The sequence below is a fragment of the Paenibacillus sp. FSL H8-0261 genome (assembly GCF_045040645.1).
GTDB lineage: Bacteria > Bacillota > Bacilli > Paenibacillales > Paenibacillaceae > Paenibacillus_AQ.
The window spans coordinates 4,965,517-4,981,010 of sequence record NZ_CP150297.1 but is presented as its reverse complement, the minus strand read 5'-3'; the positions used below and the strand labels follow the sequence as shown (position 1 = coordinate 4,981,010).

The following is a 15,494-nucleotide window of genomic DNA, read 5'->3' as shown; positions in this document are numbered from 1 at the left end:
TGAAGCAGTAGAAGTTTTTATTTTTTCTACTGTCTACTATGACGGGAGCATATCAATCTTATTCATCAGTGTCTTTTTTGTAGACATTTTCCCACCAGAGGGTTGTATTTAAAGCAGCTTAATCAGCTCTTCTAGCTCGTCAACCATACCTTTTGCAAGTTCAAAATTATTGTCTTTTAAAGCTAATTCTATTTTCATTTCAACTGCTTTTTTATTTTGTTCATTTTCTAAATAATCTTTATCAAAATGACTGGCATAAATCATCTTTCTGAATTTTCGCATACTCATTTTTCTAATCGTCTTATCGTCAATGATTAATACATAATCCATACCATTTACTACAGAATAGAAATCATGAGAAATCATGAGAATCGCACCTTTATAGTCTTCAATGGCTTTCTCCAGTGCGATTTGTGTATAGGTGTCTAAATGACTTGTCGGTTCATCAAGAAGCAACAAGTTTGCTTTGCTAGCAGAAACTTTTGCCAATTGCAGTATATTTTTTTCGCCACCAGATAAAGATTCTATCTTTTGATTAAGAATTTCTCCTTCAAAGCCATAGTTTGAAAGATGTGCTCTAATCTCGTCATAAGTTGCAAACCCAGCATCGATGAAGTCTTCTAGTATGGTATTAGAATCCTTTAGCACTTCGTCTTGAAGCTGAGAAAGATAAGCCACTTTAATATCAGCATTTATTTCAATTGAATCATGATTATTTTTAAAGATATCTCGGAGTAAAGTCGTTTTCCCGGTACCGTTTGGACCGATAAGGGCTACTTTATCTGTAGGTTTCATCTCAAAGTTAACATTTTCTAAAATCAACTCATCAAAGGAAACACTATAATTATTCACATTTAAAACAGTGATGTCTTCTTCAATTTCATTGTCCACACCAAAACTGATTTTCGGTTGCTTAATATCAACGAATGGCGCTTTAATTTTTCGCGCTTCCAATCTTTCTTGAAACTTAACCCTAGCTTTTAACGCTCTCCCTCTAGATGCTTCTGAATTATATGTTGCGATCGCTCTAAGATTATCAATAATGTTATCGTATCTCTCAATTTCTTCTTGTTCAGCGACTGCGATTTCTTGTAACTCAATTTTCGTCTGAAGTAATGAGAAGTTATACTCAATATATCGCCCATCGAACTCTTGGATCTCCATGTTTTCAAGGTGTATAATTTTGTTAAAACAATGATTTAATAGATAACGGTTATGCGTAACAACTAGCAATATTCCTTTGTGAGCATTAATAAGATTTTTAAGTGCATTTAGGTTTTCAAAATCTAAAAATACATCGGGCTCATCCATAATCATTAAGTCTGGACTAGTCAGCATTTCCTTCATCACTTGAATAAGCTTGAATTCCCCACCACTTAGATCGGATACCCTAGCATCTTTTAGCTTCAAGAGGTTGGCTAAATTTAGTTTCTTATTAATATTGCTTTCAAAATCATTTCCATCCATTGAATCAAAGGCATCTAGAGCTAATTGATACTTTTCGAGTAATGAATCAATATCTGATGATGTTTCCATTTCAGTGAGAATAGCTGTTATTTCATTTTGTATCTTAATAAATTCTTCTCCTATATATTCAAAAACGGTTGTTTCTTTAGTTCTGTCTACTTGTGAGAACTGACTTACATATCCAATTTTGCAGGTTGGGTCAATTTCTAACTTGCCTTCGAACAAATATTTTTCTGGATCCATCAGTATATCGATCAGTGTACTTTTACCACTGCCACTTGTTCCTATAAAAGCGCAATGTTGTGCTTCTTCAAGCGTAAATGAAATGTTTTTATATAGTTCTTTTTGCGGGAATGCGAAGGATAAATTATCAACTTTTATCATAGTGTTACCTTTCTTTATAACTAAAATAGTGACTACTAATAGAGGTATTGAGGAGCATAAGATTTTGAGTTTACCGTTGATAGAGTAACATTGTTTACAACTAACATCAATCATTTCGAAATAAAGTTGTTCGTGAAATCGAAAAACACAACTTGGAACAATAGGATCAAGCTTACTCAGATGGCTTCTTATAGCTAGACTACATATGGTCAGTAGTTGAGTTGGCTGTGGCAGAGTCTCTTAGTATATCTTTCATGTTACGAATTAATTGGTTATAATTGGAAGAATAATAAGCTCAGGAGGTTCGTAGATATGAAGAAGAAAATAGTAGGGATTGTAGCAGCGGCGTTGTTACTTGGTGGTTCAATAGGATTCGCAGCGAGCTCGTCTTTAATTGGCGCTAAAGTTTCCGGAATGTATACGATAAAACAAGACGGAAAGAAGATTGCAGATGCGATTGTAGTAAATAACTCGGCCTACGTACCTGTGCGCACGATGTCCGAAGCGACCGGAGCAGGGTTGACGGTTGAAGGAAAGACGATAATATTGGAGAGTAAGGAGACTGAGAAGGCAGCGCTAAAAGCAAGTATTGCAGCGGCTAAACTCCGGGAAAGATTAGCAGGGGCAGAATCAAGCGTTCAAGTTCTCAAAGAAGCCATCCAACTGGCGGAAACTACTGCGGCCGACCGAACAAGCGCAGCAGACCAAGAGGCTCGAAGAAACTATATCGCGGAGTTGAATAAACGTGTGGATTTCATGGAAACAGAAATTGTGCAGCTCAAGGAGCAGCTCGGCGAATAATAAATGAATAATGATGAAGAGTCTCGCCATTACTGGTGCGGCACGTTCGACGATGAAATTGGCCGTGCACTTGCGGATTAACGCGCAGTGAAATGTCCGACATAGGCGTAGATAGTGGCTGAAACAGCAACAAGTAAATAAATTCTCTTAGCGATTCTTCAATGATCTGAAGAATCGTTTTTTTGTAATGACGGGAGAGTTTGTTTTCTTCGAACAAATGGATGATAATAAAGGAATGAGCTAGGCTAATCGCATGACATCGTTTTTATAAACTACATAACTTTATACCCTAAAAGCGAGGCGTAACGAAATGAATACATCTGAGTTTCAACAGTATGTGAAGAAGTTCAGTGAAACCAAAGGTTTTGACACGAGCTCCATTGAGCAGAGAATGCTGTACTTAATGACTGAAGTAGGGGAATTGTCCAAAGAGGTGCTATCCGTATCCTTCGACCCCGGTGCAGAGAAGAAAGAAAACTTGGGATTTGAGATGTACGACGTGGTGTGGAATATTTTTGATCTAGCCAATAAACTGGATATTGATCTAGAGCAGGCATTTAAACGTAAGCTGGAAATCAATGAACAGAGATCATGGGAGTAATACAAAACAATCCAAGGACATCCCGCTCGGGAAGCCTTGGATTTTTTGATCTATAATTTTTTATTTAAATGAAGCATAACCTTCATCAGCCATTACAACACTACCGTTAATTGCACTAGCTTCTGGTAAGGAGAGCAAGTATACAGTGTCTGCAACTTGTTCAGGCAATGTTAATTTGTTACCCATTACTTTGCTCTTCATCTGGTCGACCATTCCTTGATCTTTATATCCTTGGATAATTGGCGTATCTACAGCGCCTGGAGCAACGGCAAGCACGCGGATGCCATGAACGGACATTTCAAGTGCTGCGGATTTAGTCATCATAATGACCGCACCTTTGGAAGCGTGATACGCGAATGTACCTGGGGAAGCTAGGAATCCAAATACAGAAGCTGTATTGATGATGACCCCTTTGATGCCGAGCTCACGCATTTTTTTACCTGCTGCGATAATACCGTGGGCAACACCATGCTGATTGACATTAATAACACTATGATAATCCTTAAGGTCTTGGTCTAGTACAGGAGTGACGCGGCCGATCCCGGCATTGTTGAACATAACGTCAATTCTTCCATATGTGGCAACGGTTTTCTCAACCAGTGCTTCTACCTCTTCGTATTTTGAAACATCCGTTTTGACGAAAATAGCTTCGCCACCATCCTTGATGATCTGTGCGACCGTTTCTTCACCTAATTGTTGATTGAAATCGGCAACGACCACTTGATCACCTTTTCTTGCAAATTTGATTGCGGTTTGTTTCCCGATTCCACTGGCTCCACCTGTAATTACGGCTACTCTTTTGTCTGTCATTTGGGACTCCTCCTCGAGAAATATAGTTATACTAGAAATATAGGTTTATAAGGTGAAAAGGTTATTTACTAACTTATTTACATTGTAGCACTTGTCTAAATTAATTAAAATTTAAGTAAATTTAATAGATGTTAAGTAAATATTAACTTAGGGAGTGATTCAAATGAATTTAGAGCAATGCGAGAATATCGTAGAAGTCGCAAAGATTGGTTCACTAACCAAAGCTGCTCAAAATCGTCATATCACCCTGTCTGCCATAAGCCAGTCCATAACACTGCTGGAAGCGGAGCTTGGAGTTACTTTGTTCATTCGTTCGCGAGGCCAACGAGCAGTTCCCACAGCAGAGGGACAAGCCATTATCGGCAAAGCAAATGAAGTCTTGATGAAAGTAAATGAATTAAAAGCTGAAGCACAGATCTACAGCGATGCGCTTAGTGGTCATTTGAAGATTGCTACGATTCCGGGACCCATGCATCTAATCGTGAAGGTCATATCCGGTTTTAAAGCGGATTTTCCAAATGTGAAAATAGAGATTTTTGAAAAGGGACCTAAAGAAATTCTGGATAATGTGCTTCAGGATGAAATGGATATCGGACTGATGGTCTCGCCAGAGGGCTTATCAGAGAAACATAAAGGAGTCGTATTCGAGGAATTAATGGAAGGTAAGATTGTTGTAGGCGTACATCCTCAATCACCACTAGCTCTAAATACAATAATTACACCCGAACAGTTAGTAGGCCAGACGTTGGTTTTATACGATGATCATTACATACAGGACTTTGTGGAGCGTTATTTACTGAAAGTTGGGCCGATGAATATTCTTTTTACAAGCAATAACACCCGTGCCATTGATAATGCAGTTGCGTCAGGACTCGCGATCACGATTGGGATGGATTATTCTTTTCTAAAAACATTTGAGGGTTCTCAGAAGATCATGAAGACGATCGAGCTACGATCACCAGATCGTAATACTCCGGGGTCCATTGTTTCAGCTTCTAAACAAGGATCGAAAACGGTCAGAAGATTCATCAACAGGTTGAAACATGAATTTGAGGAGGGGATTAGAAGAAGTTAACAGTATGCCTTGGTAAATTTTATCTAACCTTTACGCTTCCTAGTTATTATAACCCTATGATGTTGTCCAAGCTCAGATCGTTATTAGGACAGCCAAGTGGGGAGGATGTCAACACAGTGAGAAGGTATCTAAGGCAAATTAATGTGGCAGTTATTTTTATTTTGTTGATTTCGTTGTTGCAGCCGGGAGTATTTGTTCACGCTTCCATTTCTGATTTACCAGCAACAAACTACGGAACCGTTATTGATGTACGTCAAACAGAGCTCGCACATGGGGCGATGTACACCTGGATGGATCTTCAGAATGAACGTGGTTTACAAAAGATTCATGCAGTGGAGTTCAACCCAGGGCAAGGCCATTTAGAACTGCGGGCAGGTACGAAGGATGGAAAGGTATACGGTATGAAGGGTGTTACAGAAATGGCCGCTTATGCGGATTCGCCTGGAAACCGAGTGATCGCAGGGATTAACGGTGATTTTTATGAAATCTCCGGTTTTGCCACGGGTGTTCCGAATGGATTATTTATGGATGATGGTGTAATCCTGAACAGTTCGATTTCAGCTTTTACTTTCGGTTTAAAAGAAGATGGCAGCTCGATTTATGGGGTGCCGAAGCTGACCAAGAACGTAACGATTAATGGAAAAACAACTAATTTAACCAGCATCAACCGTTATCGAAATACGAATGAGCTGGTTCTTTATACGGAAGATTATAATACAACTACAAAGTCGACCAATGAGGGTGACGAGGTTGTTCTAGATATTGTCGAGGGAGAAGTGAAGAGCGGTCAGACCTTGATGCTGAAGGTATCTGAGATTCGCAACAATCAAGGCAATACGCCGCTTACCAAAGGAAAAGTAGTTTTGTCTGCTAACGGAACGTCTCGTGCTGTTCTGCAGGGGTTATCGGTTGGCGATAACGTTATTGCGACCTTTGCGCTTAGCGGAGAATGGAATGATGTGAAGGTAGCCATTGGCGGCGAAGGGCCGCTGGTAAAAGACGGAATAGTTCAACAAGGTGTAGGACCTTTAGGAATTCATCCGCGTACAGCCATTGGGACAAAAGCGGACGGAAGTCTCGTTTTATTCGAAGTGGATGGAAGATCGCCAGGTTTTAGTGAGGGCGTAGATACCGATGAGCTTGGCAACATTCTGAAGGATATGGGCGTTGTGAACGCCATGAATCTGGATGGTGGCGGCTCTTCTACTTTTGTGGCCAGAATGCCGGGTGCATCTGGTGTCAAAATGATGAATCAGGGCTCTGATGGCTATGAACGTAAAACCGGCAACGGTTTGCTGGTCGTCAACACAGCCCCAGAGCAATCATCAGCTTCTAAGCTAGTTGTGCAACCGAATGCGGAACGTATTTTGCAAGGCTCCAGCTTTATGTTCAAAGCAGCAGGAATGGACGAGAACGGCCATCCGGCACCTTATTCGGGTACTTTGAATTGGCAGGTGGACGCTGACCTTGGTACTGTCGATGCGAACGGAGTCTTCACCGCAGGAACCACTGCCGGCACAGGAACGGTAAATGTAGAGGTGGGGGCAGTCAAAGGCAGTGGGGAAATCGAAGTCGTGGATAAGCTCACAGACCTTAGGTTTCCTGATGAGATCAAAACTTATTCTTCAGGTGCTGCTGCGCAATTAACTGTGAAGGCGCTACGTAATGGACAGGTAATTCAAGCCGACAACCATAGTTTTGAATGGCGGGTAGAGGGCGAGATCGGAACTGTAGATGAGAAAGGTCTGTTTCAAGCGACGAGTGAAAATGGGAAGAACGGGAAGATTTATGCTAAGTACGGGGACGCCCAGACCTCTTTTGAAGTAAATGTAGGGTTACCGCCTGTAATGCTGGAGGATTTTGAGAATGGCATTGATAAATATATTGCCTCCAGTGCAGCAGCTAACAGTGTGGCGATTCAGGAAGTGACTGATCAGGATTTTGTCCGTAATGGGGATAAAGCCTTAAAGCTGGAATATGATTTTGTTAATAAAACAGGCACATCGGGTGCTTATTTAGCCGCAAGCTCAACTGCCAATCGAATTCAGATTCCGGGGTATCCTGAGAAAATCAGTATGTGGATCTACGGAGATGGCAAAAAGCACTGGCTGCGGGGACAAATTCGTGATGGCAATAATGCGGCAGTGCCCGTGGATTTTACCGATCAGGTAAATGGTGTGAACTGGACGGGTTGGAAATACGTCGAAGTATCCGTGCCTAAGGGGAAAGCCACCCCGTTAACGATGGATATGCCTGTTCGCTATATGGAGACAAGCAATCTTAACAAGAGCGCAGGTGCAATTTACGTTGATGATATTCGTGCCATTTATGGTCCGATAGAGGAGGATAGAACTCCTCCTGTGCTTAAAGATGCCTATCCTGGCGTGAACGAAATTGTCAAAACAGCTACGCCGACCCTTTCCGTCAATGGTGAGGATGATGGTTATGATCCAGTGGTGCATCCGGGAACGACCTTAATCGATCCGGACAAAACACGAGTATATGTGGACGATCAAATAGTGGAGCATGGCTTTTATCCTCCAAAGGGTCAGATCACTTATAAACCAAAGGTTCCGCTTACAGAAGGCCGTCATAAAGTAAAAGTTGCCATTCGCGATTTGAGCGGTAACCAGACGATAAAAGAATGGTATTTTACAGTGAATTTGGGCTCTCCATTCTATGTGTACAAAACACCAGAAGCCGTTTATGCCGGGAACACTTACACTTTGGATGTAACGGCAGAGAAAGCGGGTAAGCTGAAGGAAGGAAATCTTACGTTTGCTTTTAATCCGGCTGCAGTTAAAGATTTGCAGGTAATTCGTGGGGATAAGGTATCAGAAACGCAAATGGAGTCAATCATTGATCCAGCTTTGGGCACTGTGCGTCTTAACCTAACGAATATCAATTCCTCCAATCTACGAGATACGGATCTCATCGGACAAATTCAATATACGGTTCGAAATGATTATGTGGGTCCCTTTACTCAGGAGCAGCTCGCTGGGGAGACAAGCAAACCTTTTGTAATTGAAAATACATCCGGATCTGTAACTTCGACAGAAGGTGCCGGGGTTCCTATTTCTTTTATTGGAGCGGCTGTTGAATCTCTTGTAAAGACACAGTTGATGCTCACTTGGAACCATTATGATCTTGCGAAGGGCTTTGATGTGTCTTTTGCGGTAAAAGATCTGAATGGAAGTGTCGTTGAAGGTGCGAAACTGTTGTTCGATGGATTGGAGGTACAAGGCGCAACTTCAGGGGGAAGTGGGACACTTACTACTGGCCTTGTCACTTCAGCAGAAGGAACTTTTAAATTGCAGGCAGTAAAAGGAAATACCTATAGTCCTGTAATGACGTTCAAGGTTGCTCCATATGACGGTACTGCTGCCCCGCGTAATGTTAATGTTACGATGGGCCAAGATGCAGCGACTTCTCGCCAGTTTACTTGGCAGACAGAACCGCTAACCATGAATACTGTAGTAGAACTTGTGAAAAAAGCAGAGTTCACAAGCTTTCAAGCCCTGAATGTAACAAAAATTACCGGCAACAGTTCAATTTACAACACCAACAATGATGGAACGATGCGAGTTCATAAAGCGGAGGCAGTAGGGCTTATCCCTGGAACCGAATATGTATATCGTGTGGGGGATGGGGAGTCAAATGTAAGTGAGCAAGGAACCTTCGTTACAAGCGGAGGGGAGAGCGCTTCTACAAAATTCCTGTTTATCGGAGATTCTCAAGCAGATTCTAAAGCGGGATTTGGTCTTTGGGGCAATACGATAGAGGCTGCTTTTGCCTATATGCCGGATGCTGAAATGCTGGTTCACGCTGGAGATATGGTGGATAAAGGCTTTGAACAAGAGCAGTGGAACTGGTGGTTTGATGCAGCCCAAAAGCAGCTGATGAATACCACGCTTGTTCCGATTATTGGGAACCATGAAGTGATGGGAACCAATGGCGATGGGGATTACCTGGCGCAATTCAATAACCCGCAAAACGGTGCGGCGAGCGTAAAAGGTACGAATTATTCTTTTGACATTCAGGATACACATTTTGTGGTTATGAATACAGAGCATTCAGGTGCTCCATTCACTGAACAGGCAGAGTGGCTGGATCAGGATCTATCAGCTACAGATAAAAAGTGGAAGGTGATTTTTTTCCATCAAGGGCCCTATGGCAGCATCTATTCGAATGAACAGGTGCAAGCAAAGTGGGTGCCGGTGTTTGATAAGCATAATGTGGATCTAGTGATGAACGGTCATGATCATATTTACTTGCGAACTTTTCCAATGAAGGATGGTAAACAGGTAGCAGAAGGCGAAGGCACACGATATGTTATCGGCGGTTCCTCCGGTCCTAAGTTCTATGCGCTAACGCCACGTTTTTGGCAGGAAAAAATATATGACGAAGATGAGCAAATCTATACGGCTGTTGAGATTGAGAAGAACGAGATTACGGTTACCGCAAGAACAGTAGACGGGGTTGAGATTGACCGTTTAGTGATCGGCAAATTGGATCCGGAATCCATTACGCTTGATCAAACTGTTGTAGAGCTTGAGCCTGGGGCTAGCCTGCAATTGCAAGCTAAGGTGGGGCCAGAAGAGGCTAATCATCTGACGAAGATTTGGTCCATCGTTCCTGATCCGGCAGAATCAGTTGTTACTGTAAATGAAAATGGCTTGGTTACTGCATTGAAGCCAGGGACAGCTAAGATAAGAGTCACAGTGGCAGGTTACCCGAATATTTTTGCCGAAAGTACGATAACTGTAGATGCGCTGCAAGCAATTAAGCTTCAGGGTAAAAGACAGCTTAAACCAGCAGAGGTCGACCAGACAGTCACCGAAGCAGTCTATGCATCCGGTAAACGAATCCCAATATTGGATGGACTTCATTATTCCAGCTCGAATGAGCATATTGCTACAATCAATGAACAGGGCTTGGTCGAGGCTCATCAGGAAGGCTCTACTGTGATCTCAGTAACCTACAGGGAGTTCGCCTCGGAGTATAGTCTCGTCGTAACAAATGATGAGGCTCCTATTCTTACGGAAATAACGATAAAAGGGCCGGATTCGCTGGAACAGGGAAATAAAGGCTCCGTTGTTGTTCAGGCGGTATATAGTGACGGAAGCAAGCAAGAATTGGTCGAGACCGTAAGGTATGATACATCTGATCATTCCATTGCAATGATTAGTGAGAATGGGGAGCTTCACGCATTGAGTGCTGGTATAACAAAAGTCAGCGCTGTTTATAAGGGGTTCAGCACTGAATATATTTTGACAGTAACTAAGAGCACGCCAGGTACGACTCCAACACCAAGCCCAGAGCCAACACCAACACCAGGAGGCTGGGTGCCGGGACCTGCTGTGACACCAACGCCAACTGCTACACCGACACCAACTCCGTCGGCATCTGCACAAACAGGTGTAGTAACTATAACAGCCTCTCAACTGTCAGAGAACAAGAATGCTCAAGGTGAAGTTGTGGTTTCTGTTGACGGATCGGTTACGGAATTGCTTTTGCCAGGCAATGTGGTTGAACTGCTTGGACGCGCACCGCTTAGAGTGGTTATGCAGGATTTATCCGTTACGATTCCTGCTACAGTACTGGCAGAACTTAGTAAGCTAATCTCAGCTGAGGCTCTTGCCAAGAGTACGATTTCACTACGGTTGAACACTTTAGCTAGTAATACAGCCGTGGATCTGTTGGATCGTGCAGGTACACTAGCTGGAGCACAATTGAGAGCGAAAAGTGATCTGCAAGAATGGTCGCTCAGCATCCTCACAGAAAATGGCCAGTCCTTCTCATTAAGACAGTTTGCAGAGCCGATCACGATTTCATATAAGGTCGGTGCGACTGTAGAGCAAAGCTTACTGGGTATTTATTTTATGGATGATGCCGGTAAGTTGGAGTATATGAGCAGTACATGGATGAATGGTTATCTATCTGCTGCTGTCAGTCATTTTAGTAAATATGTTGTATTAGAATATGACAAAACATTCAATGATCTGAAGCCGGATCACTGGGCTTACCTTGCTGTGAAGCAGCTTGCGGCAAAACAGCTTGTACAGGGGGTAGCTGTGGATCGTTTTGATCCAAACCGTGCGGTTACACGTGCGGAGTTTACAGCGATGTTAGTCCGTGCGCTTGGCTTAAAAGGTCAGGCAGAAGCTGGTTTCACTGATGTACCTGCTGATAAATGGTATGCAGAAGCAGTAGGGTTAGCAAAACAAGCTGGAATTGTTAACGGTCAGACCGCTTTACTGTTTGAACCGGATGCCAGGATCTCTCGTCAAGAGATGGCAGCGATGCTGGCTCGTGCATATGCATACGCCAAGAACAGCGTATCTGTAGCTAGTCTTAACGTTTCAGCATTTAATGATATTGGCACTGCACCACAATGGGCTCAAGAGGCTATCAGCGAGGTGTACAGACTTGGATTGATGCAGGGACGTGCTGTAGCGCAATTTGCTCCGAAGCAAAACGGCACACGTGCCGAAAGTGCACAGATGATCCTCAATCTGTTGAGTGTTATGAAGTAACGATTATGGCCAGTTCCAGGTTGTTGGGACTGGCTGTTTTTTTAACTAATTGGATTAGCTGGAAGCACACAATGGTTCTCAGACAGTAGATGGTTTGGGATCGTTATGGACTGTATTGCAGCTATTTCAACTTCTTGGTCTTTTTCCAATTTTTCGGACATCATAACTCTTATTGTCATACTTTTGCACCGAACCGTAGTATATTTTAATGAACAGTTGCATCTGAGTCCGATAGCTGGGTGAAATGGCATAAATCAGCTTAATAAGATCTCCTCGGTCCGATACGCTGTAATTCCCAACCAACGATTACAATCCAGAGCCTGGCAGATGAGTATCAAATATTATCCGTTTTTTTGGAAATGTAGTATTATATTGGGTTTTTGGTACTGAGAATCACCCTTCAGAGGCAAGTAATTACTAGTATTAATTGTTATAAGCCAACACAAATTGTTATGTTGTGTTATGATAGTAGGGAGGTGACTCCCATGAATGATTTTGAGAACTATCCCGATGAGCTGGGTAATTTCATTCGGCACATCAGAAAGACGAGAGGGTTAACCTTAAGAGGACTGGAAGAAAAGAGCGGCATAAGTTACTCACAGCTTAGCAAGATCGAGCGTGGAGAGAGTATTCCGCTAAAAGACAATCTGGACAAGATCATCGAAGCACTTGGAACAGATCTGAAGAATCGGATGTATCATTTGGCAGACTATATGCCAGATATTGAATATATCAAGACCTTGAAGCATGGTTATGAGCTGCCACAGCTTAAACAGTCTCAGGACTACATTTATGAGACGGCATTTAACAAGCTTAAGGAATTCAGGGCAAAGGAAGGTAAAGAAACATCTTACGTTTCCTTTGATTCTAATGAAGTCATAGTTTATGAAACGGAATATGGGGCAGGAATGGTAATAGAGAAGATTGAGAAATACAATCTTACCGACGTCCTGAACGATAAGTTTGAGGGTTGCCTCGACTCCTTAAGAAAGAGCCCTCGGAAAGGGCGTCAAGCCTTTCTATTTGGCGAGTGGTTACGGGAGTGCGTTTATGAGCTGAAGGAAGAAGAACAGGATCAGGTCATACAAGCGCTCAAAGAATTTACGCAGTTTAAAGTACAACAGATAAAGGGTGCTTATAAATAATGTGTGTTTCATAAATGATCTCAAAAATGAATAATGTTGCCCTTTCTTGCAGCCATCTATTCATCTTGATCCATAAACTAACAACTAAAAATGGTTTGACAGAAAAGGGGATATTAATAATGAAAATTAACATGAAGTTTACCAGCAAGGGAAAAGTCGCTATAGAGAATTTTAATAACGAGGAATTGCTGGAGATCTTCGCACGATACATCAAGACATTATCCAAAAAGTATGATATCGAAGTTGATGTTCCTCTTGAAGAGAATCAAAATATTGTTGGTGATGGCGCTGTAATTGCGACTGCACAAAATGTGAAATGCGATGTAGAAACATTTTTCAAAGAGCTGGGTAGAGATATTAAAGTTCCTTTGAAGAAAAGACTTGGCGGAAAATTGGAAAATGTATTTAAAACGGAAATTACGGAGTAGAAGATTACTCTATTTCAGGGAGTAGTCCTTACTGAACATAAAGAAGGTAGGGCCTTAAGGAGGCTCTACCTTCTTTATGTTGATGATGTTAACATGAAGACAATCTAGAGAACACTCGCAGTGAAGCCATAGGAAGTTATGTAATTATGTCATAATTTGCGAATTAATTTGTGTATGGGGATGTTATGATTTTTCAGTTTGTATGAGATCTCTACTGTCTAAGATCTCTCTAACAATCTCTATGAAATCTGGTAAAGCTTGTGCCTCAAGCGCTAATTTATAGATGTTAAGTAATTCTTCATCAGATATTGATTCAAGAGATGAGGGGCGTGGTGAGGGATGAAAATAGTAATTCATTTGGTTCCTCCATCATATATTTGTTTTTATTACACATTTATATATATGGTATCATTTGGAATACAATCCGTCTCCTGTCATTCATCCTATGAATTTTTCTTTACATCTTAGGGGAATTATGGCATAATAGCTATTTTGTGTGATAATGGATTGGTTTACTTTGAATTTTATAAACAAAAACAATCCCGACATGTTTAGTACATGTCGGGATTGTTTTAATCAGAATCTTTCTTATGAGTAGATAAGTACTTCTTTAGGCGAGGTTCATTGGATTCCGAAACGGTAGTGAACTGCTTACCTTGATTAAAGCATACAATCTTGCGTCCGGGATCATAGCCTTCTATGTTGTTGATATTAACGACGTTGCTGCGGTCAAGGCGTTCGAATCCCTTACCCTCATACGCTACGGAAAGATCGGAAAGCGTGGTGGGGAGAATAAATTCGCCTTCTTTCGTATGGACGAATATTGTATTCTTATAATTGGAGAAATACAATATATCTTCCTCTAGAATATCACTAGAGGAACCGTCTTTCTGTAAGACACGCATCTTTTCCCCATCCTTGTTTGATTACTTGCGCAGTTCTTTTGGAATCTCAGGGCTGTTAGCAAGTGGTTTCAGAATTGTTGCAAAAACAACAGCAGAAATACCTAATAGGTTAGAAGCATAACGAGCTAAATTTTTCTTCATTTGATTGGCCTCCTTTGTAATGGAATTATAACTGTAAAGGATTGAACTAAAAATGCCAATCCAATGACAGACGAATGGATCCAAAAATTCAAAGAAACCAGAATTATGGAAATGATCTTTAAACCCAAATACCATTCTTTGGGGATTTGCGCATTAGCATCAGGATTTGGAGCACATAAGATCATTACAAGCAAAGAAAAAAGATTAATCCAAAGGATATGGTTATGTATTAGATAAGTGATATGAGGGATCAGTGAACAGATAAAGATAGATACAATATTGCAGGACCTTGCGGATTTTAAATGCACTCCACCAGAAGACATTCTTAGGAGCATGCAGCTAAATAAGGCTAAGAATGTTTCCTTTAGCTGTCCAGTGAGCCCGCCGATGCATAACGAAGTTATAATAATGAATAAAGTATTTAAAATAATGCTAAGGGCATAATGCATGATTTCAATGGAATGCGTTTGCTCTGGATTACTTTTCTTAATGAGCTCAACAATTTTAAAAGTTAAATGACTCATAGTTATTTCTATCCTTTTTGTGTGAGAAATATAGATATCCCCATAATAGTACTCCATAAAAAATTGGGATGAAGAAAGAGAAAAAAGATTCAAAAAAGTAGGTGAGTAAAGTAACGACAATTACTGTAGGAAGATTAAGAGCAAATAATAATTTTTCGCTAGTCGTTGGTTTAATTCTTACATCGGGTTTGTCAGGTACAAAGTCAAATCCAATACGTTTATGACCCACATACATACCAATGAGAACCGCGGCTAATGCTGATAATATCTGCATTGTCATTATGTTTTTTGTAATCGGTTCCGAAGTATTTAGAGGCATGTTGATTACAGAGTCTAATAGATACATAATTATGGTTTGAATCACCGAGTAAGCTTGATAAGCCATTCCGGTTAATATGGAAGCGTAGAAGGGATGAATCCGGAATAACATCCACATAAAACAAAACATTAGTGCATATTGTGAGAAAGTATCTAATGAAGCTATCCCATAGTTGATTCTAAGGGTATAAGAAAAAAAGCCCATAATAAAACTAGCAAACAACATCTCTTTATGATATAAGTCAATTTTGAAAATTTTGAAAGCCAGAAAGAACATTGCATAGGTCTCTAGTATTGAAAATATCATAAAAAGCATAAAATCTATCATGCCGACACTCCCGATGACTTCTAGTTTAACT

Annotated in this window: 12 protein-coding genes; 6 read left to right on the top strand and 6 right to left on the bottom strand. The window is 41.2% G+C overall.

What is annotated here, in order from left to right; genetic code table 11:
• Positions 1-108 precede the first annotated feature (108 nt).
• A complete protein-coding gene (locus MHI27_RS22225) occupies positions 109-1,851 on the bottom strand; it encodes an ABC-F family ATP-binding cassette domain-containing protein (RefSeq protein WP_405174725.1) in 1,743 nt (580 codons plus the stop codon).
• A gap of 312 nt (positions 1,852-2,163) precedes the next feature.
• Between MHI27_RS22225 and MHI27_RS22220 the strand changes: the two genes are divergently transcribed.
• Together MHI27_RS22220 and MHI27_RS22215 are read left to right on the top strand one after the other, a co-directional pair.
• On the top strand, positions 2,164-2,652 hold the full coding sequence (locus MHI27_RS22220; protein ID WP_339266286.1) for a hypothetical protein: 489 nt from the start codon (positions 2,164-2,166) through the stop codon (positions 2,650-2,652).
• A 310-nt stretch (positions 2,653-2,962) separates the two neighbouring features.
• On the top strand, positions 2,963-3,253 hold the full coding sequence (locus MHI27_RS22215) for a MazG nucleotide pyrophosphohydrolase domain-containing protein (RefSeq protein WP_042190426.1): 291 nt from the start codon (positions 2,963-2,965) through the stop codon (positions 3,251-3,253).
• Between the two features lie 60 nt (positions 3,254-3,313).
• Here the strand turns inward: MHI27_RS22215 and MHI27_RS22210 are convergent, their stop codons facing one another.
• Positions 3,314-4,063, bottom strand: a complete 750-nt coding sequence (locus MHI27_RS22210) for an SDR family NAD(P)-dependent oxidoreductase (RefSeq protein ID WP_076299525.1) — start codon at positions 4,061-4,063, stop codon at positions 3,314-3,316.
• A 163-nt stretch (positions 4,064-4,226) separates the two neighbouring features.
• Here MHI27_RS22210 and MHI27_RS22205 point away from each other — a divergent pair, with 163 nt between their 5' ends.
• From MHI27_RS22205 to MHI27_RS22190, 4 genes are all read left to right on the top strand, one after another.
• Positions 4,227-5,138, top strand: coding sequence for a LysR family transcriptional regulator (locus MHI27_RS22205; RefSeq protein ID WP_339266282.1), 912 nt, complete (start codon positions 4,227-4,229; stop codon positions 5,136-5,138).
• A gap of 116 nt (positions 5,139-5,254) precedes the next feature.
• Positions 5,255-11,674: a phosphodiester glycosidase family protein gene (locus tag MHI27_RS22200; protein WP_405174724.1), complete on the top strand. Its 6,420-nt coding sequence runs from the start codon at positions 5,255-5,257 to the stop codon at positions 11,672-11,674.
• Positions 11,675-12,159: 485 nt separating this feature from the next.
• Positions 12,160-12,819, top strand: coding sequence for a helix-turn-helix domain-containing protein (locus MHI27_RS22195; RefSeq protein ID WP_042190416.1), 660 nt, complete (start codon positions 12,160-12,162; stop codon positions 12,817-12,819).
• A 119-nt stretch (positions 12,820-12,938) separates the two neighbouring features.
• Positions 12,939-13,247: a hypothetical protein gene (locus MHI27_RS22190; protein WP_042190413.1), complete on the top strand. Its 309-nt coding sequence runs from the start codon at positions 12,939-12,941 to the stop codon at positions 13,245-13,247.
• A 183-nt stretch (positions 13,248-13,430) separates the two neighbouring features.
• Here MHI27_RS22190 and sda read toward each other — a convergent pair whose 3' ends face one another.
• From sda to MHI27_RS22170, 4 genes are all read right to left on the bottom strand, one after another.
• On the bottom strand, positions 13,431-13,604 hold the full coding sequence (gene sda, locus MHI27_RS22185) for a sporulation histidine kinase inhibitor Sda (protein WP_081382883.1): 174 nt from the start codon (positions 13,602-13,604) through the stop codon (positions 13,431-13,433).
• A gap of 215 nt (positions 13,605-13,819) precedes the next feature.
• Entirely contained in the window at positions 13,820-14,152 is a 333-nt protein-coding gene (locus MHI27_RS22180) for a LytTR family DNA-binding domain-containing protein (protein WP_042190411.1), read from the bottom strand.
• Between the two features lie 137 nt (positions 14,153-14,289).
• Entirely contained in the window at positions 14,290-14,817 is a 528-nt protein-coding gene (locus tag MHI27_RS22175) for an accessory gene regulator ArgB-like protein (RefSeq protein WP_042190409.1), read from the bottom strand.
• Complete coding sequence (locus MHI27_RS22170; RefSeq protein WP_143764067.1) at positions 14,798-15,463, bottom strand: hypothetical protein; 666 nt, start codon at positions 15,461-15,463, stop codon at positions 14,798-14,800. Before MHI27_RS22170 ends, MHI27_RS22175 begins: the two co-directional genes overlap by 20 nt.
• Positions 15,464-15,494: the final 31 nt, after the last annotated feature.